The organism is Psychrobacillus soli, assembly GCF_006861775.1.
GTDB classification, from domain to species: Bacteria; Bacillota; Bacilli; order Bacillales_A; family Planococcaceae; genus Psychrobacillus; species Psychrobacillus soli.
In genome coordinates this window covers 174,213-196,854 of sequence record NZ_VDGG01000001.1, presented here as the reverse complement: position 1 = coordinate 196,854, position 22,642 = coordinate 174,213, and the positions used below count along the sequence as shown (strand labels likewise).

Sequence of the window (22,642 nt, the reverse complement as noted above, 5' to 3'; positions counted from 1 at the left end):
CACTTTTACTTTAGCTTCACATCAAATAAAAACTTTAAACGCCATAGGAGAAATTTAGATGGGATCATTGGAAATAAAAAATCACGGCTACTTGCAAGTGATCGGGAACGAATCTGTGCTGCTGCACCTATTTGGCGAGATAAGTTAATGACTTTTGCCGTACGTGCTACCCGCTTTTCTTCGTAAAAGGCAAGTGCTTTTTCCACATCATTGTACTTCTGAAATGCATTTCCAAGCACAATCGCATCTTCAATAGCTTGTCCAGCACCTTGTCCCATATTTGGGGTAGTTGCATGTGCAGCGTCGCCTAGTAACACAATACGATTGAATACGAATTGTCGTAGAGGCTTAATGTCCATAATGTCATGATGGAGAATTAACTCAGTTGGTGTATCCCGAATTATTGCTGATACTATGTCTGGAAAGTCTTTATAGAGGTTGGCGATTTCATTCCGTTCAATATGTTGATAAAAAGGATCCTTTTCCCGAGCATTGATACATGCAAACCAATAGACTTGTCCATTTTTCATAGGTGCCATACCAAATCGACAGGCAGTAGACCAAATTTCAGTTGATGTAAACTCGTCTACTTTGCCTTTGTTTTCTGTGATTCCGCGCCAGCATGTATAACCGGAATAGCGCGGCTCGGAATTTGGAACAAATTTTTTCCGAATAGGCGAATGAATGCCATCTGCGGCAATAAGTAGGTCTGCAGTCACTTCTGTTTCATCTTCAAAATAAGCGGTCACTTTGTTTCCATTTTGGTCCACATTCACGCACTTTTTATTGTAATGAACCGTTTTTGGTTCTAATGCTTCTAAAAATGTACGATGTAAAGCAGCTCGATGAATGGTAATGTTCTCTTGTCCAAATAGTTCTTTAAGTACGGAGAAGTCAATGGAATTTAGTATCCGCCCTTTTTCATTTAGAAAAACTTGCGTGTTCAAAACGTTTCCATTAGCAAAGACTTTTTCACCGACGCCAATATTCATAAGGGCTTGCATGGCATTCGAGCCAATTCCAATACCCGCCCCGACCGATTGAAAAGTCGGGGATGTCTCGTACACGTTTACCGAAAACCCTTGTTTTTGTAAAGTTACCGCAGCACAAAGACCTCCAATTCCGCCGCCGATAATGGCAATTTCCATAACCCTCAGCTCCTTCTACATCATTAGTTTATCAAATTAAATTGAAAACTTTGTGTTATGCTAATTTAAACTAAATAATTGGGGGAATTAGGATGATTGAACTTGTTGCTTATGAAGAAAACTATCGAACAATATTGGAAGAATATCCACTATCCGAAGTACATCTTATGTTTACTGCACATCCACTTGAATTACTCGAACGAAGTGCCAATACTTCAACTTACACACCAATAGTTATATTAGAAGATGGGAAAGTTGCAGGATTTTTTGTGCTAGATACGGGAGATGATAAATTTCAGTACACAGATCAGCAAGAAAGTATTTTACTAAGGGGATACTCGATTCATCCCGCATATCAAGGCCGAGGAATTGCAAAATCATCGTTGGCTCTCATTCCATCATACATAAAGGAACATTTTCCTCAAGTAAATCAGGTCGTACTTGGTGTGAATGAAGCGAACAAACCAGCACAATCACTGTATATAAAAGCAGGATTCCTAGATGAAGGGAAACGGTTCACTGGAAGATCTGGGGTTCAGATTGCTATGTGTTTGAAGTTGGGGATTGAATAGAGCCAATGAGTTGCCCCTTTGTAGGGGGACTCATCATTCATTTAGACGATATAGCACATCATCATCTGAATTAGGGGTTCCTCGCCCATCCGTATTATTAGTAATAAAATATAATGATTCTCCATCTGAATAGACATCTCGAACTCTTCCAAATCCAGTAATGGAACGTTCCACTATTCCTAAGGATAAATTCATCACTTTTACTGCTTCTCCGCGTAGAGTAGCAACATACAGTTTTCCTTTATGAAACGTGATTCCTGATGGAGCCCATGTTTCATTATCACCAGAAGTTATAATTGGTGTTTCTAACCCTTCATGCGTTTCTTTTCCTTGTATAATCGGATATCCATAGTTTTTTCCTTGTTCTATACGGTTAATTTCATCATTAGCAGATTGCCCATGTTCTGCTTCATAAAGTGTTCCATCTCTGTCCCATGCGAGTCCTTGAGGGTTACGATGCCCGGTCGAGAAGATTTCAAAAGAGCCATCTTCCTTCATTCGTAAATTTTTTCCGTTTAGAGAAGTAGCGTTTTGTGCATTATCAGGATTTCCCGCATCACCAATCGTTACATAAAGCAGTCCATCTGGGCCAATTTCTAATCGACCACCATGATGGATATTACCTGTAGGTATTGCGTCAAGGTGGATGGTCGTTTCATGCCAAGCCCCGTTTTCCATTTTAATCGTTACTACTCTATTGAGGGATTCCCCGTTTTGTTCATATGTGTAGTATGCAAATGCTTCATGTGAATTTGCAAAATCTTTCTTTAATACGAATCCAAGTAGTCCAGCTTCTGATGCATGCGATAAGTCATTGGAAAGCTGTACGTTTTCATGTGCTACTTTTCCAACGTTTATTTTTGCAATTGTTCCGACCCGCTCGGATATGTAGAAGGTATCTTCGTGTTGATTGATCGACCATGGAGTATTTAAATTAGCTGCAATTTTTTCAGCAATTGGTTCTTCATTTGAATTCATTTCATTTGAACATCCGAATAAAATGAGTGACAATAGTAAAATTTTTTTCATCCAAATCCCTCCTTATTAATAATACTTCCCGTTTCGCCGTTCATTCACCTTCTTAATATGATAAGTATTTTTAATGTAAAGCGATAAATACTATTGAATTTACTTATCAGATATGGAAAGGTATGCTTAATTTACATTTAGTACGGAATGAGAGAAGGCTTTTTTATGGAATTTTTCCTCTTTTTTATGATTGGTGTTTTTGGCAACGTTGTCGGCACATTAGTAGGAGGCGGAGGGCTTATTAGCTTACCGACGATGCTACTCATGGGATTACCCGTACACTCCGCGATTGGTGCGAACAAAGTATCCAATACAGTTAGTTCTTTAACTAGTTTCCTTGTTATTTTTAAACAGAAAGAAGTTTCTGGAAAAGAAGCGTTGGCAGTCATCACATTTTGCTTAGGTGGGGGTGTTTTAGGTGGACTGATTGCCTCTTTTTTAAGTGGGCAAGTGCTTACGATTATTGCTATTCTCTTACTCAGCTTTGCATTCGTTACATCTTTCATGAGTAGCGGCAACTTTGATGGGAAAGAGACGTTTCGGGTCAACAGAAAAATAGGTCCAGCCTTACTTGGAATTGGTATGTATGACGGGATGTTTGGACCAGGGAGCAGCACGCTTGCAATGTATTTGTATGCTAGTCAAAAAATAGCGTATATCCGAGCGGTAGGTTTATCAAGAATTGGCGTTTTCGCCAGTTGCTTTGGGGCATCCATTACGTATATATCCACTGGTAAAATCATTTGGCCACTAACTATTGCATTGATGATTGGAGCGATAGTAGGTGCCCAGTTAGGGGTGCGATTAGCACGCAAGTTAAAATCGGAACATATTAAGCCGCTACTAAGAGTAGTGACAGTGCTGTTGATTGTGCAAATAATGGTGGACTACTTGAAATAATTAGGAGGAGATTATTTGATGAAACTTCGTTGTGCAATATTAGATGATTATCAGGACGTAGCACTTAAGATGGCTGACTGGTCTAACATTTTAGACAGGGTCGAAGTAAAATCTTTTCAAAATCATTTCGAAAATGAAATGCAACTAATCGAAGCGATAACCGATTATGAGATAGTCATTATCATGCGGGAAAGAACACCCTTTACTGCATCTCTATTTGAGAAACTTCCAAACCTTCAATTACTCATCACATCTGGTATGAGAAATGCGTCGATCGACCTTGCCGCTGCAACAAACAACGGAGTAACGGTATGTGGTACTGCGAGTATGTCTGAACCACCTACCGAGTTAACATGGGCTCTTCTATTGAATCTAGCCCGGAAAGTTACGAAAGAAAACAATGAGTTTCGAAACAATGGACCATGGCAAAGTACTGTTGGGGCAGATCTATATGGCAAGCGCCTTGGATTACTAGGACTAGGAAAAATCGGAAGCCGCATGGCAGTAATAGCACAAGCATTTGGCATGGATGTTATCGCGTGGAGTCAAAACTTAACGAAAGAACAAGCCGACAAATTTGGAGTGAGACTAGCGGTATCTAAAGAGGAATTACTCGAGACTAGTGACTTAGTTTCTATTCACCTTGTACTAAGTGAGCGAACAAAAGCACTGATAGGTAAGAAAGAATTACAACTCATGAAAGCTTCTGCTTATTTGCTTAATACATCTCGTGCAGCAATTGTGGAGCAAGAGGCACTAATAGAAGCGCTAAAAGAAAACTGGATAGCTGGAGCAGGGATAGATGTATTTGAAGTTGAACCACTTCCAGAGAATCATCCATTCCGTATGCTACCAAACATACTAGCTACTCCACATCTCGGCTATGTGACCGAGCAAAACTACAGTACGTATTATTGTGAAACAGTGGAAGATATTCAAGCATTTCTCGATGGGGCAGTACTACGCCAATTAAACTAATTATGAAAAGAGCTCCTAACTAAATGTTGGGAGTTTTATTTGTGTTCAAAAAAGAAGAGTCTGATAATTTAATTGAAATAAAGAAACGTACGTTCTATAATTGAATGCAAATAAAGGAGATGAAGGAAATGGTGAGTTTAGTACTAGAAGAGGAAAGTATTTATACGGAAGAGCTTTTAGACCTTCGAAATGATTTTGTATTTAAGTCTTTTTTTAGTAGCCGGGCAAGTAATCATTTGTTATTGGAGTTTTTGAACGCAGTTTTAGAAGAAACGATTATTGCTGTTGAAGTTGTGAATACTAATTTGCAGAAAATGCATGTAAATGATAAGGCGTCCAGTTTGGATCTTCGGGTGAAAACGAATAATGGGGAACAGATTAATATAGAAATGCAAGTTCAGGGGCATCGAGCGTTACCAGAAAGAATGTTAATGTACTGGGCAAAAATGTACTCGGTACAAGATAAAGTGAATGACTCATACTCACAGTTAAAGAAAGCGACACAAATTCTTATAACTGATTTCAATCTGTTGCCAAAAAAACATTTCCATAGTAAATTTCAATTAATAGATAGAGAAGACGGATCCATCTTTACCAAACATATAGAAATTCACGTATTAGAATTGTCTAAGCTTCCGGATCTTAGCATTTTGGAAACGGATCCGCTAGAGAAATGGTTATTATTTATGAAAAGTGATAAAAAAACAAAGGAGGAATTAGCTATGGAGAGCTCCGTATTCAAAGAAGCGCTTGAAGAGATTGAGCGATTAAGTCAAGATCCAGAAACAAGAGCAATCGCCATCTCACGTGAAATTCATTTACGAGATCAGATTCAAAGAGAAGAAGATGCACGAGAAGATGGGATGGAAAAAGGCAAAAGAGCGGAACGAGAAGCGATTATACTTGGAATGCTTTCAAAAGGATTTTCAGCCGAAGAAATTTCCACAACAATAAGTGTTCCATTGGAGGAAATAAAGGATATCCTAAATGCCAATCATGTTCAATAAATTAATTCAAAGAAAATAAGAGCTCCTAACCAACTAGTTAGGAGCTCCACTCTTATTATTTCAACTCAGACAATATCGAACCAAGCTCTTTCATGCTTTTAGTTTCATCTGCAACGGTTGTTTTTAGTAGCTGTTTTTGTCTTTCTAAAGCACCGTTCAATGTTTCAAGTTCCGCAGTTACATCTGCATTAGCTTGTTCACTCTTTTTCTGCAATGAATTGATCGTGTCAAATAAATCTTCATGACCAACCACTCTACCAGTACCCCATAAAAGTTTTTCTTTTGGAGCCTCTAGTACATAATCTGTGAAGTAATCAAACACTTCTTTATCGAAATCGTAAGCGTACCAGTTATTATCAATTGCCCATAAATACTCGTCTAATGGAGCTGCAATATCTCCTTTATTCAATGCATCAATGGATAAAGCGAGATTATGAATGTTATTTTGTGCGTGTTTGTGAGGAAAAATTGGCTCATCTTCCCATGTTAATCGCACAAATTGGTCTTCTGCATATTTAAAGGCGGCAAGTAATCCGCTGTTCAGCTCTCGGCTTTCTTCATATAATTTCTTAGCTGTATCCGTATCACCTTTTGTTAGAGCGGCTAAATAATCTTCATTCACTTTTGCAACGCGCGCATTTACTTCTTCAGCAGTTGCTACTACGCGATCAATTTCTGCTACAAGCTCGTTCGAGGATAGTGCAGCTTTTTCAAAAGTTTCCGCATCAATATCATCTTTCATTGCTTTCAAACGTGTTGTGAAATCTAGTGGAACTACAGCAGTTTCATCATAGTGCATCGCAAGTAAACCGTATAAATTCAAGTGGAATTTCAGTGCGTCTTCATTGTATGTGTCTTCATTGTCAAATTGAGAATGGTAATGAGAACGCATAAAATCGCTATCTTGGAAATCATTACGAAGCGCAGGGACACCAGCAATTGCAAAAGAGAAATCATCTGACCAAGTACGAAGTGGGGATACAACGGAAATACCGTCTTTATAAACGCCTTCTACAGTTGGTACTTTCTCTGTGAACTTCGTTAAATAGTTATTCAGTTCATATACAGAGCGAATTTCATCTTGTGTCGTATGTTCATAAGCAGGGAGCTCAAAGTTCATATTGGCAAAAGCTTTTCCAACCCATTCTGGATGTACATTGAAAATTTGATTGTATGCCCCAGTTGACCAGTCATAGCGAGTATTTGATACTCCCCATTCTTCAGCAGCAAGTGCATTGAAAATAATCGTTTTTTCTGGTTGGTAACCACTATCGACCAATCCTTTGGCAACACCCATCATTAAACCGATTGCCGCATTGTCATCTTGAAATCCTGAGAAATAAGAATCATAATGAGCAGATAAAATGATATAAGAATCTGGGTCTTTACCGATGATTTTTCCATAATAGTTATACGTTTTACCGTCAAACTCCACAGTAGATTTTGCGTCAAACTTAACTGTCATCATGCCATTTTCGCTTGCTTTAATTGCTTCTTTTAAACTATTTGCATCTGTTTGCGACATAGAAAACGCAGGTGCATCTGCTGGACCAATAATGTCTTGTGCATTCAAGGCATCTGGGTCAACTTCTGCATACCCAGCTTCTTGTACAGCAATTACTGCAGCTGCGCCTTTTAAATGTGCTTGATAAGCAGGGTAGTTGATCCACCATTCTTCGCGCTGATTTATATCTACTAAAACTAGCTTACCTTCGATATCTAGTCCTTCTAGGTCTGCTTCCGTACCTTTTCCAGCATAGACAATATCAAATTCCTTCGAGCCATTTGTATCGAAGTTCGTTTGATAACCGCCTAAAACAGCAAGATATTCTTTACCATTTGCATCAGTAAAAGTTAGATCAGCTTTTTCGAATTCCCAAGTGTCCACGGTAAATTCATCTTTTGTCACTTCAGTAAGACCGATTTTCTTCATTTCTTCCCCAATTTTTTCCCCAGTTTTTTGCTCTGCTTCAGATCCGGCAGTGCGGTATCCTAGCTTTTCATTGGTTTTAAACTCTTCGAGGCTTTTCGTGAAATTATAAGCATAATCCACATCCACTGCAGAAAGGTATTTGCTGTTTGCATCATCGCGAGTAACAAATTTACCATCTTGGACTGTTTCTTCTTTTACATTAGTCTTTACTTCTTTTGGGGTACACGCTACTAATAACATTCCGATTAACATCAACAAAGTCAGGTAGCTAATGAGCTTTTTCATTTATCACATTCCTTTACATTATTTTTAATAACTAGCTAATTAAACGACATTTGTACAATATTAGCAATACTAATATTGAAACATATTAATCAGTCATATAGTTCCCCAAAAAGTAATGATTAAACAGATAGTATTATATGGGAAGGGATTTCGACATAATTTGTAGAATAGACAAATGGGGGCGATATCTTTTGGAGAAAAAGTCACTTGTTGAATTAATTTTATATGCACTCTTTGTACTTGTAGGAATGTTTTTTCTAACGTTATTTATTTTATTTGTAGTATTAATAACTGGTAAGGTTTATTATGTTGGCCTAATAATTACGATTGCGGTTATTTTGTATGTGTTTTATGTACTGAATCTTTTTCATTTTTTCAAAACGAAGAAGAAACAGATAGTCTTCGGAAGTTTAGCGGGAGTAGCTATTATAGTTAGTTCTATTTCTCCGATTCAACATGTTTATACAAATTGGATTGCTTCAGTGGATGCAGAAGTGAATGTATACGATTACATGCCTTTTTCTGATACCAGAAAGGTTGCAACTTTAGATTATGATTCTACTTTGAAGTTGACAGGGGATTTACCAAAAATGGATGGTGCAACGGCACTTTATCCACTGTATTCAGCATTTGTCCAAGCGACATATCCTGAAAAAGAATATTCTCCATTTGATAGTGAAGTGATGGTCAATAGTACGCCAAATGCATATAGCAATTTAATCCAAGGGAAAGTGGATATGATTTTTGCCGCAGCGCCTTCCGAGTCACAACTAAAAATGGCAGAGCAAAATGGAAAAGAACTTAAAATGACACCAATCGGTCGGGAAGCGTTTGTCTTTTTTGTCCATCAGAAAAATTCTGTTACCGGACTTTCAATGGAGCAAATAAAAGGTATTTACGCTGGAAAAATAACGAATTGGGAAGAGGTTAGTGGAGCAAAGGATAATATCCGGGCATTCCAACGTCCAGCGGATAGTGGAAGCCAGTCGGCATTGGAGCATTTAATGGGAGATCTTCCAATTATGGAGGCACCAACAGAGGATATTGCCTCCGGAATGGGTGGTATTATTCAAGAAGTTTCGAAGTATAAAAACTATAAAAATGCGATTGGTTTTACATTCCGTTTTTATTCTACTGAAATGGTACAAAATAAGGAAATTAAACTGTTGGAAATAGACGGTGTAGCTCCCACAAAGGAGACGATTCGATCGGGTGCGTATCCAATTGCTTCCGAATTTTATATAGTGACTGCAGGCACAGACAACCCGAATGTGGAGAAATTTATTGAATGGATATTGTTCTATCAAGGACAGGAGTTAATAGAGAAAACTGGGTATGTACCAAATGGTTTCTAGTTATAAGGAGGGATTCTAACAAAAAGTTAGGATCCCTTTTACAGTAATTCTAGTTCCTCATTCAATTTCTTCATTTGCCGTTTAAAATAAAGATAAAATGACGTCCAAAAAATCACGTAGAATCCGAGGAAAGAAGCAATTGCAATGAAAAAGCTAGTTAAGTTAAATGGTACCCAACCGATGCCAAACGCTAAAACAAAATACAAAATGATGACGGTCGCAAAATGTAATGCAGTTTGCTGTGATAATCGCAAATTTGGATTTTCAAAATACAGCGAGCTGACCGTGAAAAACCATCCACAAAAGATAGAGCCAAGCGAATTTTTTAGAAACAAAGTTCCATTTAGCATAATAGAATCATTCGAAAGCACATAAAGGTTCGTAAATACAACTGCAAGAAATGCCCCGAAGAAAATACCAGTCATACTTCGAAATAAAAAGGTTTTCATTCGCTTTTCCTCCTGTTCATTTTTAAAGCTTCTTTTATCGCATTCACGTAAGTTCGAGAGACGTATTCCTTTGCACCTGATTTAAAATACACACAGAGTGTGCCGTTAAATGATGCTTCAAAACGGCTCAATTCATGCAAATTGGCAATAACCGATTTGGAGAGTCGGATAAATTTATTCGAAGGAAGGATTTCTTCCAATTCATATAATTTCTCTTTTAATTTGTAAGAACCGGTAGACGTTACGGCGATAACTGCCTCTTTCTCGGTGTGGAAATAGTGAATGTCATCCGGTTTTAAAATATGCTGCATTTCCCCATTTTTTCCTACGAGGAATTCCGTTTCACGACCTTTGATAAAATCCAAAATTTCCTGTACAGGACCGTCTAATTCCGGTGTTTCAATCATCACTCTCGTTTCTTTAAAATCACTATCTATATTTAATGATACTTTCAATTTTTACACCCCTCTCCACTTAAGTGTAAACGTTTCGAAGTTGGTGGGCTATCCTATTTTTTGTCTATTCTGTATACGAAGGATGAAGAGCGCAACAATGACTAGTGCCCCAATGTATCCGATTGCAAGTAAAACATTATTATCAAACGTAAGCTGCCCATTCCAAACAGCGATAAATAGATTATTCATATGATACATTGGATTAAAGTCTGCAATAATTTGGATGAATTTTGGCATCATACTAATAGGCATCGCAAAGCCACCAGTGAAGATGACTACTTGAAAAATAACGATAGAGAATACTAGCGCACTATTCATATTTTGAAAGAAAGAATAAATGGCAGATGCAATGGTAAGTAATACAGCATTCAGTAAGATGAAAAATCCGTAAGAAGTTAAAAAGCTAAGTAGATGAAACTCCAAATCATACATCAACATTCCAATGATCAAAATGAATCCATACCCGAAGCTCGTAATAATAGTGGAGCGGATAATGCTTGAAAGTAAAAGCGTATTTTTAGAAACAGGGGAAAGAGAAATTCGTTTTTCTACACCTGTTGTCCGTTGTGTCACTTGATCGAACCCGAAAGCGAAAAATATAACGGTGAATGTGATGAGTAAGATGAAAGATGGTGTATATGTTTGGGCGTAGCTTAAGTTACCAGCATACGTTTGCTCTCCAAATAGTTGCCCCATGAAAATATACGTTGCAGGTGGTACAAAAACCGTGAAAACTAAGTAAAATAATTCCCTTGAAAACATAATCAAATCATACTTTAACTGTGTCCCTAACATAACTTTTCCCCCTTAAATAGATACTTTCGCAAGATAAAACTCGTTGATCGATTTGTAGCCAGATGCCAAAATGCCTTCTGTAGTATCGAATACTTCATTCACGCCGTTATTGATAAGCATTACTTTGTCGCAGTATAATTCAATCTCATCCATATTATGAGTCGTTAATATGACCGTTCCACCCGTCCGTTTGTTGTAATCTGTAATATAGGACCAAAGCATATTGCGCATATGCGGATCCAGTCCAGTTGTTGGTTCATCCAATATGAGTAGTTTTGGTTCCGATAAAAAAGCGATTGCTAAGCTCACAATTTGTTTCCAACCACCAGAAAGCTTATCAAAATACTTTTTCCGGTGGGGCTCTAATTTAAAATCGATAATAATTTTTTTAATGTCGATAGATGATTTGTAATATGCTTTGAATAGTTTTAGTAATTCTTCTACTTTCAATGTTTTATAAAATTGAGTCGGTTGAAGGACGACAGAAATTTGTTTACGAACGAGTTCGAGCCGGTTCATAGGTAGTGATTCGATATTTTCATCTAATACGATTACTGTCCCTGCATCGTACTGTTTGATCGTCATTAATATTTCCAGAAAGGTCGATTTTCCAGCTCCATTTTTTCCGATAACTCCAATGACTTCTCCTGATTGGGCTTGAAAGTTCACGCCTTGTAACACATGGTTCGTTCCATAAGACTTTTTCAAATTGCTTACTTCGATTATTTTCATGGTGATCCCTCCGGTGATTTTCTTTGTATTCACATTGTATGGAGGATTTCTCTACCTGTAAGTAGATTCTTAGTGACTGGTGGGAATAGGGGAGTGACTTGCACAAAACATGTGGTCACTTACAGAGGGAAACGGTAAGTTGTGTTTTTAATTACCTATTAATGAGTAAAGAAGACTAATTGGGATATACACGCAACCAAATGAAAAACGCCCGGAGAAAAATGGAATATTTTCTTCGGGCGTTTCTTATTAGTTAATAGCTTACTTCTAAATGTTCTGCGCTCCGAGCGAATGCATCCTTCTCGACAATAAACCCTAAATCTTCAATCATCTTCAAATCTTTTTCTGCTTCTTGACCTGATGTCGTTAAATAATCCCCAAGGAAAATGGAATTGGCTGCATATAACGCCATTGGTTGCAGGGAGCGTAAGTTAAGTTCGCGTCCTCCAGCAATTCGGATCTCTTTCGTTGGAAGCATAAAACGAGCGAGTGCCACAATACGTAAACACCACATCGGCGTTAGAGGTTCTTTGTCAGCAAAGGCAGTTCCATCAATCGCATGTAAGAAGTTTATCGGGATAGAATCTGCATTTAATGAAGAAAGCGAATGCATCATGCTAATAATATGTTCGAATGATTCGCCCATTCCAATAATAACGCCTGAACAAGGAGACATACCGGCCTGTTTCACTTTTTCAACGGTTCCTACTCGATCATCAAATGTATGAGTGGATACGATTTTTTCATGAAACTCAGAGGACGTATTAATATTGTGATTATATCGATCGATACCAGCTTCTTTTAACTCTTCTGCTTGATTATCTGCAAGAATACCGAGACAGCCGCATAATTTAAGCGGCAATGTTTCTTTGATTTCTTTTGCTGCTGCTTTAACAGTTGCTAACTCATGTCTACTTGGACCTCGACCGCTAGCAACAATACAAAATGTTCCAGCCCCGAGCTCTGCTGCTCGTTTTGCACCATTTACAATTTCGTCTTTTGTCATCATTCGATATTTGTCAATTGGTGCATTGGATTCGGAAGATTGCGAACAATACCGACAGTTTTCAGGGCATAATCCTGATTTTGTATTGATAAGCATATTTAATTTGACATCATTTCCGTAGTAATGGTGGCGTATTAAATATGCTGCATCTAATTGAGATAGGGTTTCCTTACTATCTGCTTGTAAAAAATCGAGACATTCCTGATAAGTTAGTTGATATCCATTCAAAACATTTTCTGCTAGTGCGTGCCAATTCATCCAATCACCTCATTTTTAATAGTTGAATTACTTTGTATCTTTGCTGGGAAAGCTCGAAGCACTTTATACGAAATCATTGCGGAAAGAACCGATAACGCAATATCCTTCGGAAGAGGCACTAGCATGAATGTCCAAGCCATTTTGTAATCAAAACCTTCTGGTGCATCAAACCAAAACTGATACGCTAAATACATCCAGTTTGTTCCAATTAAGTAAATGATGACAGTTCCAACAAAAGACGCCACTAAAAGCATACGAAATGATTTACTCTTTTCAGTAACTACTCCTGCAACCCAAGCGACAAAAATGAAAGCTAGTAAAAAACCAAACGTTGGGCTAAGAATGGAGCTAATTCCACCACTAAAACGTGCAAACACTGGAATACCCGCTAGTCCAATGAATAAATAAATCGTCATTGCAAGTGGTCCATATTTTTTCCCAAGTAAAGTACCTGCAAGTAAACTAACTACCGGTTGAAAAGTAATAGGAACTCCAGCAATAACGAAAAATGGTAGCAAAGAGGTAATATTTGCACCAATCCCCATTAATGCAGCAAATAGCGAAGCCAAAATCATTCCATGTAAACGTGATTTTACCAATTTACACCCCCCTTTCGTTATTAATTATATGTATTTAAAACTAATGTGTAAACCATTATTTTATTTTGGTTAACACATTCAGTACATAGCAGAAAATTATAAATAGTGGGATAATATTGTAAATGCAATTTTACATTTAGATAGGAGTGTCTCGATTGATTTATTTAAGTCTCGTGTTTTTCCAAGTAGTTGCGCCTATTCTGATTATGCTTGGAATTGGCGCCACCATGCAGTTAAAGTTTAAACTTAACTTAAAAGCGCTTTCGAATTTAATCACTTATTGTTTAATGCCGGCAGCTGTTTTTATTAATATTTATGAGACAAAAGTGAATGCAGGGGTATTAGGACAAATCATTAGCTATTTATTGGTTTTTAGTGTTTGTTTGATGTTGCTAGGATCCATTGTTAGTAAGCTACTAAAGCTTAATAGAAACCAAGCTGCTATTTATAAAAATAGTATTGTGCTTATTAACTCTGGTAATTATGGGATTCCTGTTAGTCAGCTGCTATTCTCAGCCAATCCTCTTGGAACGTCTATTCAAATTATTATTGTGATTTTCCAAAATATTATTACGTATACATATGGCTTATATAATTTAATATCTTCTACAAAATCTGGCTTAGATATTTTACGCAGCTTACTTCGTTTGCCAATTGTGCATGCATTAATATTAGGGGCATTGATGAATATTTTGGATATTGGAATACCTACATTTTTACGCATTCCATTAGACTATTTAGCGAATGCGTTTATCTCGATTGCACTAATTACGTTAGGGGCGCAATTAGCACAGCTTGATATTAAAACGATTATTAATAAAGTTATTTTAACAAGTACAATTGGACGGCTAGTACTGGGACCAATTCTCGCATTTGGATTAATCCTGTTAATGGGGTTAGATGGTGTAGTAGCACAATCATTATTCATTGCCAGTGCTTTTCCTACTTCGAGAAATAGTTCAACTTTAGCTTTAGAGTACGATGTGGAGCCGAATATGGCAGCACAAATTGTGTTGTTTTCAACGGTCGTTAGTTGCATTACGGTGACGGTTGTTATTTATCTGTCGAATATATTGTGGGGATAGTGAGTGGATGAAATGAAAGCGGAGAGAGCTTCTTTACAATCAAGGATTTTTTCTTTTGGAGCTGCCTTTGTTTCATTGGTAGCAATTATTATAGGTATTTCATTTTACTTTATAATATCGGATGCGATTGAACAGCAAATTGGAGAAAGAGCACTTAGTATTGCAGTTACAACAGCGGAACGACCAGATATTATAGCAGGATTTCAATCGGAAAATCCGCCAGAAATGCTGCAGCCAATCGCAACTTCTATTCAGACGATGACTGGTGCAGAATATGTGGTGATTGGGAATAAAGACGGTATCCGCTATGCACATCCGATCGTGGAAAGAATTGGTAAGAAAATGGTGGGAGACGATAATGAGCAAGCGCTTCTATACGGACATTCCTATATTTCGGAAGCTACAGGTACGCTTGGGACTGCTTTAAGGGGAAAGGCTCCTGTAGTGGATGAAAACGGAGAAATCATTGGCATCATTTCAGTTGGGTTTTTAAAAGAGGATATTACAACGATATTCATACAATATGTGGATAATATTGCATTTATCGTTGTTGTTGCGATATTACTAGGAATTCTCGGTTCCGGTATATTAGCCCGCAATATAAAGAAAGAACTATTTAATCTGGAACCAGCTGAAATCGCTCATTTATTTACAGAGCGTAATGCATTAATAGAGTCCGTTCGGGAAGGAATTATTATGGTTGATGCAAAAGGCGTCATTACAATGGCGAATTTAGCTGCCCATGAAATATTATCATTACCACTGGAAACTGAATTAGTCGGTCGAAATGTTTGGGATGTCATACCGAACACTTATCTTCCACAAGTTTTAGAATTTGGTGAAGAACATTTAGATCGCTCCATGGAGATACGGGGAAAAAAGGCAATCGTCAATCGAATACCAATTCGTGTCGGAGAGAAAATTGTCGGTGCAGTGTCTAGTTTTCGTGCGCAATCCGATATTGATCGATTAGCGGAAGAGCTATCACAAGTGAAGCAATACACCGAGGCATTACGTGCTCAAACACATGAATATCATAATTTTTTATATACTATTTCAGGTCTTATTCAATTGAACTCATATGACGAAGCACTTAACTTAATTCATGTAGGAACGGCAGAGCATCAATCCCTTATTCAATTTATGACGAAGCGTTTACAGGACCCGTTTCTTGGAGGAATTGTCATTGGGTTTCTTAATCGTGCGAAGGAGTTAAAGGTGCAGTTTATATTGGATGAAGATAGTTATTTAGAAAAACTACCAAAACATCTACAAAAGCATTTATTCGTTTCCATAATTGGTAACTTAGTAACGAATGCCTTTGAAGCAGTTGAAAAATTACCGGAAGCGATTCGCTTTGTTCGCATACTAATTATTGATAATGGAGAAGAGATAATCATCGAAGTAGAAGATTCAGGGGCAGGTGTGTCCGAGGAAGTACTAGATGTTGTTTGGAAAGAAAAAGTATCTACTAAAAGTGATAAAAATCGTGGATTTGGTTTAGTGAAGGTGAAGGAAAACGTAAATGATTTAGGCGGTACGATTGCTCTAGAAAAAGGGGATCTTGGTGGAGCGTTGTTTATCGTCTCTATTCCAAAAGGGGGGTACTTACATGGAAAAGCAAATAGAGATATTAATAGTGGAAGATGATAAAAGAATTTCAGATATTCATCGACGATTTATTGAGAAATTGGAAGGGTTCAAAGTTATTGGTTCTGCTTTTACGGGGGAAGAGGCAAAAGATTGGATAATTTCGTACATGCCAGATTTAATCTTATTAGATGTGTATCTACCAGATACGCTTGGAACGGACTTATTAGCGGTTATCCAAGAACATAGTCCAGATACCGATATCATTTTTATAACGGCAGCAGCAGAATCGGATATTGTGAAGAAGGCATTTCGAAGTGGGGTGGCGGATTATATTTTAAAACCGTTAACTTTTGAGAAATTTAAAGAAAGCCTACTCTCTTACAAAATGAAGCGAGATATTCTGACACGTAGCGGGGAAGTACAAGAAGACTTAATCAAGTCTCTTTGGAATAACACCGCTTCGTCCGTTCCTAATTTGGAGGAAGCTCCGCCAAAAGGTATTGATCCGATTACAAAGGAAAAAGTGGTTGATCATATAAAGGCCGTCAATGATGGCATTACCGCAGAAACACTAGGAATAGCAGTCGGTGTTAGTCGCTCAACTGCCAGACGCTATTTGGAATACCTTGCTTCTGAAAAGCTAGTATATGCGGAACTTATATATGGATCAGTTGGTAGACCAGAACGGAGATACTTCATTCAGTCGTCGTGAACAATATGAACAAAATGATTTCAATTTTCATTATCCAACTTATCACCATAAACATTGAGTTAGTGAAATGTTCTGATAAATTAGTAGCAAGCGGATGAAAACGCTATCATTGCATGGGGATGAGGGGGATTTTATGAAAACTTGGAAGAAAGTCACGTCAATTGCGTTTACAGCGGCATTGGCAATAGGCTTAGCAGCTTGTTCGTCCAGTGAAAAAGGAAGCGATAGTAAAGTCGAAGGAACTGCTACTTCGGATTATCCGAAAAGTAATATTACGATTGTTGCGCCATCAGGAGCTGGGGGCGGATGGGATTTAACAGCACGATCGATCGCTAAAACGATGAATGATACGAAATTGATCGAAAAACCAATCGTTGTTGAAAATAAACCAGGAGGTGGCGGTGCTGTTTACATGGCAGAGTTTGCAACGAAAGAAGCGAAAAATGACTATGTACTGATGGTAAAGTCTCCACCGATTCTTATTAATAATGATAAAGCGGAAGGGAATAGCCCTTACGGTTACAGGGATACAACGCCACTTGCACAACTAACTCGTGACTACGGAGCGATTGTTGTAAAAAGTGATTCATCTTTTGAAACATTGCAAGATGTCCTAGATGCGATAAAAGCCGATCCGAAAGCAGTAACACTTGCAGGTGGATCTGCACCTGGTTCTATGGATCATCTAATAGGAATCTTGCCTGCATTTGAAGCAGGAATTGATCCGAAAGCAGTGAAGTATGTGTCATATGATGGTGGAGGAGAAGCGGTTGCTGCGTTACTAGGTGGTAATGCAGACGTTATCGCAACAGATGCATCAACGATCGCAACATATGCAAAATCAGGAGATGTACGTGTATTGGCAGTTAGCTCTTCTGAACGTTTAGAAGGAGAATTAGCAGATGTACCTACTTATAAAGAATCAGGTATCGATGCAGAGTTTACTATCTGGAGAGGTATTTTTGGACCGAAAGAAATGTCTGAGGGTGCTGTAAACTATTGGTCTGAAAAACTAGGAGAAATGGTAGAAAAAGATGAGTGGAAAGCAGAATTAGAGAAAAATGGTTGGGCAAGCGAATATCGTAACTCAGCAGACTTTATTACTTATTTAGAAGAACAAGATAAAGTGATTGTGGAACTTTTAACAGCACTTGGCATGCAAAAATAACATTATGTAGGCGGCTGCAGAGTCGCCTTTTTAAGTTAGGAGAGAATAAAAATATGAATAAAAAATTCGATCAGTTTGCCGGTGTTGCTTTTTTGTTAGTGGGAATTCTATTTCTTGTAGAAAGTCAAAAAATTTCCGACAGCGCATACGGATCATCTGTTGGTCCGAAAATATTTCCGATGTGGCTTGGTATAATATTAATTGCTTTAAGCATACGGCTTTTATATGAAACATTCAAAATTAAATCGGAAGAATCTAAGAAAGAGAAGCTGCAATATAAAAAGTTCCTTATCATTTTCGTAAGTGCAGTGCTTTATGCCTTTTTCTTAGAGAAGATAGGATATGTCGCATCTACTTTTCTATTTTTACTAATTGCTTTTCAGACGATGGAGCGTAGAAAAATAATCTCTTCTCTTTTAATTTCTGCGTTTTTTGCCTTTGGTGTTTATTACCTTTTTTCGGAGCTACTGGGCGGTTCTTTGCCAGGGTTTCCGTTGGTGTAGAGGGGGAGGAGTTAAATTATGGATACATTACAATATTTAGCGGACGGTTTTAGTGTCGCTTTTCAGTGGCATAATTTATTGTTTGCTTTAGTAGGGGTTATCATTGGAACTGCAGTAGGTGTACTACCAGGTATCGGTCCGATGAGCGGTGTTGCACTCCTCATTCCTGTGACAGCAACGATTACTTCAGGGATGCCAACTAGTGCAGCTGCGGCAAGTTCGATTATTTTATTAGCAGGAGTATATTATGGGGCGATGTATGGAGGGTCTACTACTTCTATTTTATTGAACACACCAGGGGAATCCTCTTCAGTTGTGACGACATTAGATGGCTATCAAATGGCACAGCAAGGGCGCGCAGGAGCTGCTTTAGCCATTTCGGCGATTGGGTCATTTTGTGCTGGGATTGTAGCACTGATTGGACTGATTCTTTTAGCCGAACCACTTTCGAATGTTGCCGTTAAGTTTGGACCAGCGGAATACTTTTCCTTAATGTTATTAGGATTAGCAGCAGTTAGTGGACTGGCAGGAAAGTCGATGACAAAAGCATTGATCATGACTGTTTTGGGGCTAATGCTTGGCACAATTGGAATCGATGCGGTTTCTGGTATTGCTCGTTTTACATACGATCAACCTATTTTGTATTCAGGACTTGAATTTTTAACAGTTGCAGTAGGTTTATTTGCACTGGGAGAAGTGTTTAAAACGATTTTAGAAAAAGATGATGAGACGGGGGCAATTGCTAAGATTCATCGTATCATGCCAACTAAACAAGATATGAAAGACAGTGCATTACCAATTGCGCGTGGCTCCCTACTTGGATTCTTTATCGGTGTATTACCTGGAGCAGGTGCAACACTTGCGTCGTTTTTCTCTTACATGACAGAGAAAAAATTTAGTAAAAATCCAGAAACGTTCGGTAAAGGAAATATTGCGGGTGTAGCTGGTCCAGAGTCAGCAAATAATGCGGCCTCTGGCGGTGCAATGATTCCACTTTTAACGCTAGGAATCCCTGGTTCAGGTACAACAGCAATATTAATGGGTGCGCTGATCATGTACAATATACAGCCAGGTCCGCTACTTTTTGACGAGCATCCGGAAGTTGCATGGGGGCTAATCGCAAGTATGCTTATCGGGAACTTAATGCTACTCGTCCTTAACATGCCATTAGTACGTGTCTTTGCAAAAATTATTGAAACACCGAAAAAGTATTTACTACCGCTGATTGTCGCTATTTCCTTTTTCGGAGTATATGCCGTACAATATACAACGTTTGACTTGTTCCTATTGTTGGGCTGTGGGGTTTTAGGTTATCTATTATCTAAGAATGATTACCCAGTGGCTCCTTTAGTACTTGCACTTGTATTAGGACCAATGATTGAAAATAATATGCGACGCGCTTTAACAATTTCTAATGGAGAGTTTAGTATTTTCTTTACTAAGCCATTGTCGTTAGTTTTTATTATTGCAGCTGTAGCATGGCTGTTAGTTCCTTTATTACTCAAGCTTAGAGGACGAAAAGTTATTATAAATGAAGAAGGTTAATAGGAATGCAGACTCGGAGGAAGTGCGAGTCTGCTTTTTTGGTGCATTCTCCAATTTTTGATACTTTTGTTTAAGTAAAATGGAATTTTTGTAAGAGTGTTCGAATATGGTGTATATGACGAAGAGTAGACTAGAATCACTTTGGTGACGCTCTTACGATAAGGAGGCTAGTTGATGACAGTGTTGGACGGAAAGTATGTGGAAGTAGATCCCGGTGTAGAGATTTTTGTTCAAGATGTAGGAAGTGGGGACCCCATTGTTTTCATCCCTGGCTTTACATTTACAACGGAAGTGTTTATCCATCAGGTGGAACATTTCTCTAAAACAAATCGGGTGATAGTTATTGATCCTAGAAGTCATGGTCGTTCATCGATTACGTTACAAGGGAATGATTATGTTACGCATGGGACAGACTTGGCGAAAGTAATCGATACATTACAACTAAAAAATGTGACGCTGGCAGGGTGGTCATTTGGTTGCTTAACTGTTTGGGAATATCTTAAACAAAACGACTATGACAATGTAAAATCTCTTATTTTCATAGACATGTCACCAAAAGCATTATCGACGAACCATGAAGAAGATTGGGTGGAAGGGACCATAGGTGACATTGGGGCAATCTATAACACATACTTACGCAATCCAGCAGGTCAACGGGAATTCATCCAAGCATATACAACGAGTGTTATGGTGCAACGTGAAGTAACCGAGGATGAGCTCAATTGGCTGGTAGAACAATCTTTAAAAACACCGTATTATATTGCAACGAATCTATTTGCCTCTGGTATGTTCTCGGACTATCGTGAGGAAGCGAGGATAGCTAGTGAAACAGTACCAACATTGACGATTGTAGCGGATCACTGGGCAGCTACAGCAATTGAATTTACACAAAAGATTTCTCCAAAATCCTCCATAGAAGTACTCGGTGGTCACTTGATGTTCTGGGAGCATAGTGAGAAATTTAACAAACTGGTAGAACAGTTTTTGTCGGTAGATACCTAACATTCATATGTGTGAAGGAAAAAAGGGATAGATAGAAATGCAGACTCCGAGTAAGGGAGTCTGCATTTTTGTTGACATACATGTGGAAGAAACACAAACTAAGTATAAGAATGAACGAGGAGGCGACACGATGAAAAAATTATTATTAACAGGATTTGTACCATTTCTATCTTTCACAGTAAATCCAACAATGAGAATTGTTGAGGAACTAAATGGCCTTGAAATCGGGGGCTATCAAGTAATAGGACAAGTACTGCCAGTCGATTTTGCATCATCTGGAGCTGAACTATTAGCATATATAGAAGAAATAGAACCGGATGCGGTTATTTCATTAGGATTGGCAGGTGGAAGATACAAAATCACCCCAGAACGTATCGCCATTAACGTGAAAGACGGAGCAGCTGACAATGAAGGGCATATCCCGATCGATGAAACTATTAATCTGGAGGGGGAGCCGGGCTACTTTTCCACATTACCGATTCGTCAAATGGTCAACAAACTAATAGAAGAAGGATTCCCTGCAGAAATATCCAATACAGCAGGAACCTATTTATGTAACAATGTTATGTACGAAGCACTTCACTACGCAAAAACAACAAAATTAAATATGAGAGCAGGATTTATCCACATTCCAGCATCTCATGAATTAGCTATACAACATGGAAAGATTCCGAGTTGGTCCCATGCGGATTTGAAGAGAAGTGTGGAGATTTGTATTGGGGAATTAGTATAAGCAATGTTAGAAACAAAATTAATAATAGGGATGCGTTTTCAATATGATATGCGTGCCTATTTTTATAAGGTAAGGTAAGACAACGGTGATTAGGAGGTAGGATGGTGTATCGAAAAGAATTATTTGTGTTCCAAGAAGGTAGGCCTGTTCGAGCAATTGTAAGAAACTATGCGCAAGAGGACTTTGAAGACTTGATCGCGATTCAGCAAGAATGTTTTCCTCCTCCCTTTCCATCTGAACTGTGGTGGAGTGAGGAACAGCTTGAAAACCATGTGAAGCATTATCAGGAAGGCGCATTATGTGTGGAGATAAATGGTGAGCTTGTCGGCTCCATTACAGGATTATTAGTTCATTTCGATCCAGATAACCCAATACATACTTGGGAGGAAGTAACGGATCATGGGTACATTCGAAATCACGATCCTAATGGGAAGACATTGTATATTGTTGATATTTCTGTCAAACCTGCATTTCGCAAGCTGGATCTTGGAAAGTTGTTGATGCAATCCGTATATGAGCGGGTCGTTCACGATGATTTGGACCGCGTGCTCGGAGGTGGAAGGATGCCTGGGTATCATCATTATGCGAAGCAACTGACGCCTGAACAGTATGTAGAAAGCGTCCTGTCCGGTGACTTGAAAGATCCAGTGATTTCGTTTTTGCTCAGATGTGGGCGAACTCCAGTTTGTGTCGTGCCAAATTATTTGGAGGATGAGGAATCATATAATAATGCTTTGTTGATGGAATGGAAAAACCCTTTCAAGTAACAGTAGATAAGCACAAGCTTTTCGTAAAAAGTA

23 protein-coding genes are annotated in these 22,642 nt (G+C 38.3%); 14 read left to right on the top strand and 9 right to left on the bottom strand.

All coding sequences use genetic code 11. The annotated features are described in order from the left end of the window. Positions 1-5 precede the first annotated feature (5 nt). Positions 6-1,148, bottom strand: a complete 1,143-nt coding sequence (locus FG383_RS00895) for an FAD-dependent monooxygenase (protein ID WP_142604952.1) — start codon at positions 1,146-1,148, stop codon at positions 6-8. Between the two features lie 92 nt (positions 1,149-1,240). Between FG383_RS00895 and FG383_RS00890 the strand changes: the two genes are divergently transcribed. Continuing rightward, positions 1,241-1,720 (top strand): GNAT family N-acetyltransferase, encoded by a 480-nt coding sequence (locus tag FG383_RS00890; protein ID WP_142604951.1) that lies wholly within the window; start codon positions 1,241-1,243, stop codon positions 1,718-1,720. 33 nt (positions 1,721-1,753) lie between these two features. Here FG383_RS00890 and FG383_RS00885 read toward each other — a convergent pair whose 3' ends face one another. Next, positions 1,754-2,749 (bottom strand): PQQ-dependent sugar dehydrogenase, encoded by a 996-nt coding sequence (locus FG383_RS00885; protein ID WP_142604950.1) that lies wholly within the window; start codon positions 2,747-2,749, stop codon positions 1,754-1,756. A gap of 165 nt (positions 2,750-2,914) precedes the next feature. Here FG383_RS00885 and FG383_RS00880 point away from each other — a divergent pair, with 165 nt between their 5' ends. From FG383_RS00880 to FG383_RS00870, 3 genes are all read left to right on the top strand, one after another. Further along, positions 2,915-3,649, top strand: coding sequence for a sulfite exporter TauE/SafE family protein (locus FG383_RS00880; protein WP_142604949.1), 735 nt, complete (start codon positions 2,915-2,917; stop codon positions 3,647-3,649). A gap of 18 nt (positions 3,650-3,667) precedes the next feature. After that, on the top strand, positions 3,668-4,627 hold the full coding sequence (locus FG383_RS00875) for a D-2-hydroxyacid dehydrogenase family protein (RefSeq protein WP_142604976.1): 960 nt from the start codon (positions 3,668-3,670) through the stop codon (positions 4,625-4,627). A gap of 128 nt (positions 4,628-4,755) precedes the next feature. Further along, a complete protein-coding gene (locus tag FG383_RS00870; RefSeq protein WP_185907807.1) occupies positions 4,756-5,634 on the top strand; it encodes an Rpn family recombination-promoting nuclease/putative transposase in 879 nt (292 codons plus the stop codon). 55 nt (positions 5,635-5,689) lie between these two features. Here FG383_RS00870 and FG383_RS00865 read toward each other — a convergent pair whose 3' ends face one another. Beyond that, positions 5,690-7,852, bottom strand: coding sequence for a M28 family peptidase (locus FG383_RS00865; protein ID WP_142604947.1), 2,163 nt, complete (start codon positions 7,850-7,852; stop codon positions 5,690-5,692). 191 nt (positions 7,853-8,043) lie between these two features. Here FG383_RS00865 and FG383_RS00860 point away from each other — a divergent pair, with 191 nt between their 5' ends. Beyond that, positions 8,044-9,207, top strand: coding sequence for a substrate-binding domain-containing protein (locus tag FG383_RS00860; RefSeq protein ID WP_142604946.1), 1,164 nt, complete (start codon positions 8,044-8,046; stop codon positions 9,205-9,207). Between the two features lie 38 nt (positions 9,208-9,245). Here the strand turns inward: FG383_RS00860 and FG383_RS00855 are convergent, their stop codons facing one another. The 6 genes from FG383_RS00855 to FG383_RS00830 form a co-directional block, all read right to left on the bottom strand. Continuing rightward, a complete protein-coding gene (locus FG383_RS00855; protein WP_142604945.1) occupies positions 9,246-9,656 on the bottom strand; it encodes a DUF3021 domain-containing protein in 411 nt (136 codons plus the stop codon). Then, positions 9,653-10,111: a LytTR family DNA-binding domain-containing protein gene (locus FG383_RS00850; protein ID WP_142604944.1), complete on the bottom strand. Its 459-nt coding sequence runs from the start codon at positions 10,109-10,111 to the stop codon at positions 9,653-9,655. Before FG383_RS00850 ends, FG383_RS00855 begins: the two co-directional genes overlap by 4 nt. Before the next feature lie 48 nt (positions 10,112-10,159). Then, entirely contained in the window at positions 10,160-10,906 is a 747-nt protein-coding gene (locus FG383_RS00845; RefSeq protein ID WP_142604943.1) for an ABC transporter permease, read from the bottom strand. Between the two features lie 12 nt (positions 10,907-10,918). Beyond that, positions 10,919-11,638: an ABC transporter ATP-binding protein gene (locus FG383_RS00840; protein WP_142604942.1), complete on the bottom strand. Its 720-nt coding sequence runs from the start codon at positions 11,636-11,638 to the stop codon at positions 10,919-10,921. A gap of 253 nt (positions 11,639-11,891) precedes the next feature. Beyond that, positions 11,892-12,902, bottom strand: coding sequence for a biotin synthase BioB (gene bioB, locus FG383_RS00835; protein ID WP_142604941.1), 1,011 nt, complete (start codon positions 12,900-12,902; stop codon positions 11,892-11,894). Further along, the gene (locus FG383_RS00830) at positions 12,899-13,477 is read right to left on the bottom strand and encodes a biotin transporter BioY (protein ID WP_142604975.1); all 579 of its coding nucleotides are present in this window, start codon (positions 13,475-13,477) and stop codon (positions 12,899-12,901) included. The genes bioB and FG383_RS00830 overlap by 4 nt, the downstream gene beginning before the upstream one ends. Positions 13,478-13,656: 179 nt before the next feature. Between FG383_RS00830 and FG383_RS00825 the strand changes: the two genes are divergently transcribed. The 9 genes from FG383_RS00825 (at position 13,657) to FG383_RS00785 (ending at position 22,609) form a co-directional block, all read left to right on the top strand. Next, positions 13,657-14,586 (top strand): AEC family transporter, encoded by a 930-nt coding sequence (locus FG383_RS00825; RefSeq protein WP_142604940.1) that lies wholly within the window; start codon positions 13,657-13,659, stop codon positions 14,584-14,586. Positions 14,587-14,598: 12 nt separating this feature from the next. Further along, positions 14,599-16,236: an ATP-binding protein gene (locus FG383_RS00820; RefSeq protein WP_142604974.1), complete on the top strand. Its 1,638-nt coding sequence runs from the start codon at positions 14,599-14,601 to the stop codon at positions 16,234-16,236. Continuing rightward, positions 16,199-16,891, top strand: a complete 693-nt coding sequence (locus FG383_RS00815) for a response regulator (RefSeq protein ID WP_142604939.1) — start codon at positions 16,199-16,201, stop codon at positions 16,889-16,891. The genes FG383_RS00820 and FG383_RS00815 overlap by 38 nt, the downstream gene beginning before the upstream one ends. Positions 16,892-17,024: 133 nt before the next feature. Next, positions 17,025-18,059, top strand: a complete 1,035-nt coding sequence (locus FG383_RS00810) for a Bug family tripartite tricarboxylate transporter substrate binding protein (protein WP_142604938.1) — start codon at positions 17,025-17,027, stop codon at positions 18,057-18,059. Between the two features lie 53 nt (positions 18,060-18,112). Continuing rightward, the gene (locus FG383_RS00805) at positions 18,113-18,562 is read left to right on the top strand and encodes a tripartite tricarboxylate transporter TctB family protein (protein ID WP_142604937.1); all 450 of its coding nucleotides are present in this window, start codon (positions 18,113-18,115) and stop codon (positions 18,560-18,562) included. 18 nt (positions 18,563-18,580) lie between these two features. After that, positions 18,581-20,107: a tripartite tricarboxylate transporter permease gene (locus FG383_RS00800; protein WP_142604936.1), complete on the top strand. Its 1,527-nt coding sequence runs from the start codon at positions 18,581-18,583 to the stop codon at positions 20,105-20,107. Between the two features lie 174 nt (positions 20,108-20,281). Continuing rightward, positions 20,282-21,109 (top strand): alpha/beta fold hydrolase, encoded by an 828-nt coding sequence (locus FG383_RS00795; protein ID WP_142604935.1) that lies wholly within the window; start codon positions 20,282-20,284, stop codon positions 21,107-21,109. A gap of 130 nt (positions 21,110-21,239) precedes the next feature. Continuing rightward, positions 21,240-21,842 carry a pyroglutamyl-peptidase I gene (gene pcp, locus FG383_RS00790; protein WP_142604934.1) on the top strand — a complete coding sequence of 201 codons (603 nt, stop codon included), beginning with the start codon at positions 21,240-21,242 and terminating at the stop codon, positions 21,840-21,842. 104 nt (positions 21,843-21,946) lie between these two features. Beyond that, positions 21,947-22,609 (top strand): GNAT family N-acetyltransferase, encoded by a 663-nt coding sequence (locus tag FG383_RS00785; RefSeq protein ID WP_185907805.1) that lies wholly within the window; start codon positions 21,947-21,949, stop codon positions 22,607-22,609. Positions 22,610-22,642: the final 33 nt, after the last annotated feature.

Coding starts and splice junctions, on each gene's coding strand:
- FG383_RS00895 (WP_142604952.1), bottom strand. CDS start 1,148: ATGGAAATTGCCATTATCGGCGGCGGAATTGGAGGTCTTTGTGCTGCG.
- FG383_RS00890 (WP_142604951.1), top strand. CDS start 1,241: ATGATTGAACTTGTTGCTTATGAAGAAAACTATCGAACAATATTGGAA.
- FG383_RS00885 (WP_142604950.1), bottom strand. CDS start 2,749: ATGAAAAAAATTTTACTATTGTCACTCATTTTATTCGGATGTTCAAAT.
- FG383_RS00880 (WP_142604949.1), top strand. CDS start 2,915: ATGGAATTTTTCCTCTTTTTTATGATTGGTGTTTTTGGCAACGTTGTC.
- FG383_RS00875 (WP_142604976.1), top strand. CDS start 3,668: ATGAAACTTCGTTGTGCAATATTAGATGATTATCAGGACGTAGCACTT.
- FG383_RS00870 (WP_185907807.1), top strand. CDS start 4,756: ATGGTGAGTTTAGTACTAGAAGAGGAAAGTATTTATACGGAAGAGCTT.
- FG383_RS00865 (WP_142604947.1), bottom strand. CDS start 7,852: ATGAAAAAGCTCATTAGCTACCTGACTTTGTTGATGTTAATCGGAATG.
- FG383_RS00855 (WP_142604945.1), bottom strand. CDS start 9,656: ATGAAAACCTTTTTATTTCGAAGTATGACTGGTATTTTCTTCGGGGCA.
- FG383_RS00845 (WP_142604943.1), bottom strand. CDS start 10,906: ATGTTAGGGACACAGTTAAAGTATGATTTGATTATGTTTTCAAGGGAA.
- FG383_RS00840 (WP_142604942.1), bottom strand. CDS start 11,638: ATGAAAATAATCGAAGTAAGCAATTTGAAAAAGTCTTATGGAACGAAC.
- bioB (WP_142604941.1), bottom strand. CDS start 12,902: ATGAATTGGCACGCACTAGCAGAAAATGTTTTGAATGGATATCAACTA.
- FG383_RS00830 (WP_142604975.1), bottom strand. CDS start 13,477: ATGATTTTGGCTTCGCTATTTGCTGCATTAATGGGGATTGGTGCAAAT.
- FG383_RS00820 (WP_142604974.1), top strand. CDS start 14,599: ATGAAAGCGGAGAGAGCTTCTTTACAATCAAGGATTTTTTCTTTTGGA.
- FG383_RS00815 (WP_142604939.1), top strand. CDS start 16,199: ATGGAAAAGCAAATAGAGATATTAATAGTGGAAGATGATAAAAGAATT.
- FG383_RS00810 (WP_142604938.1), top strand. CDS start 17,025: ATGAAAACTTGGAAGAAAGTCACGTCAATTGCGTTTACAGCGGCATTG.
- FG383_RS00805 (WP_142604937.1), top strand. CDS start 18,113: ATGAATAAAAAATTCGATCAGTTTGCCGGTGTTGCTTTTTTGTTAGTG.
- FG383_RS00800 (WP_142604936.1), top strand. CDS start 18,581: ATGGATACATTACAATATTTAGCGGACGGTTTTAGTGTCGCTTTTCAG.
- FG383_RS00795 (WP_142604935.1), top strand. CDS start 20,282: ATGACAGTGTTGGACGGAAAGTATGTGGAAGTAGATCCCGGTGTAGAG.
- pcp (WP_142604934.1), top strand. CDS start 21,240: ATGAAAAAATTATTATTAACAGGATTTGTACCATTTCTATCTTTCACA.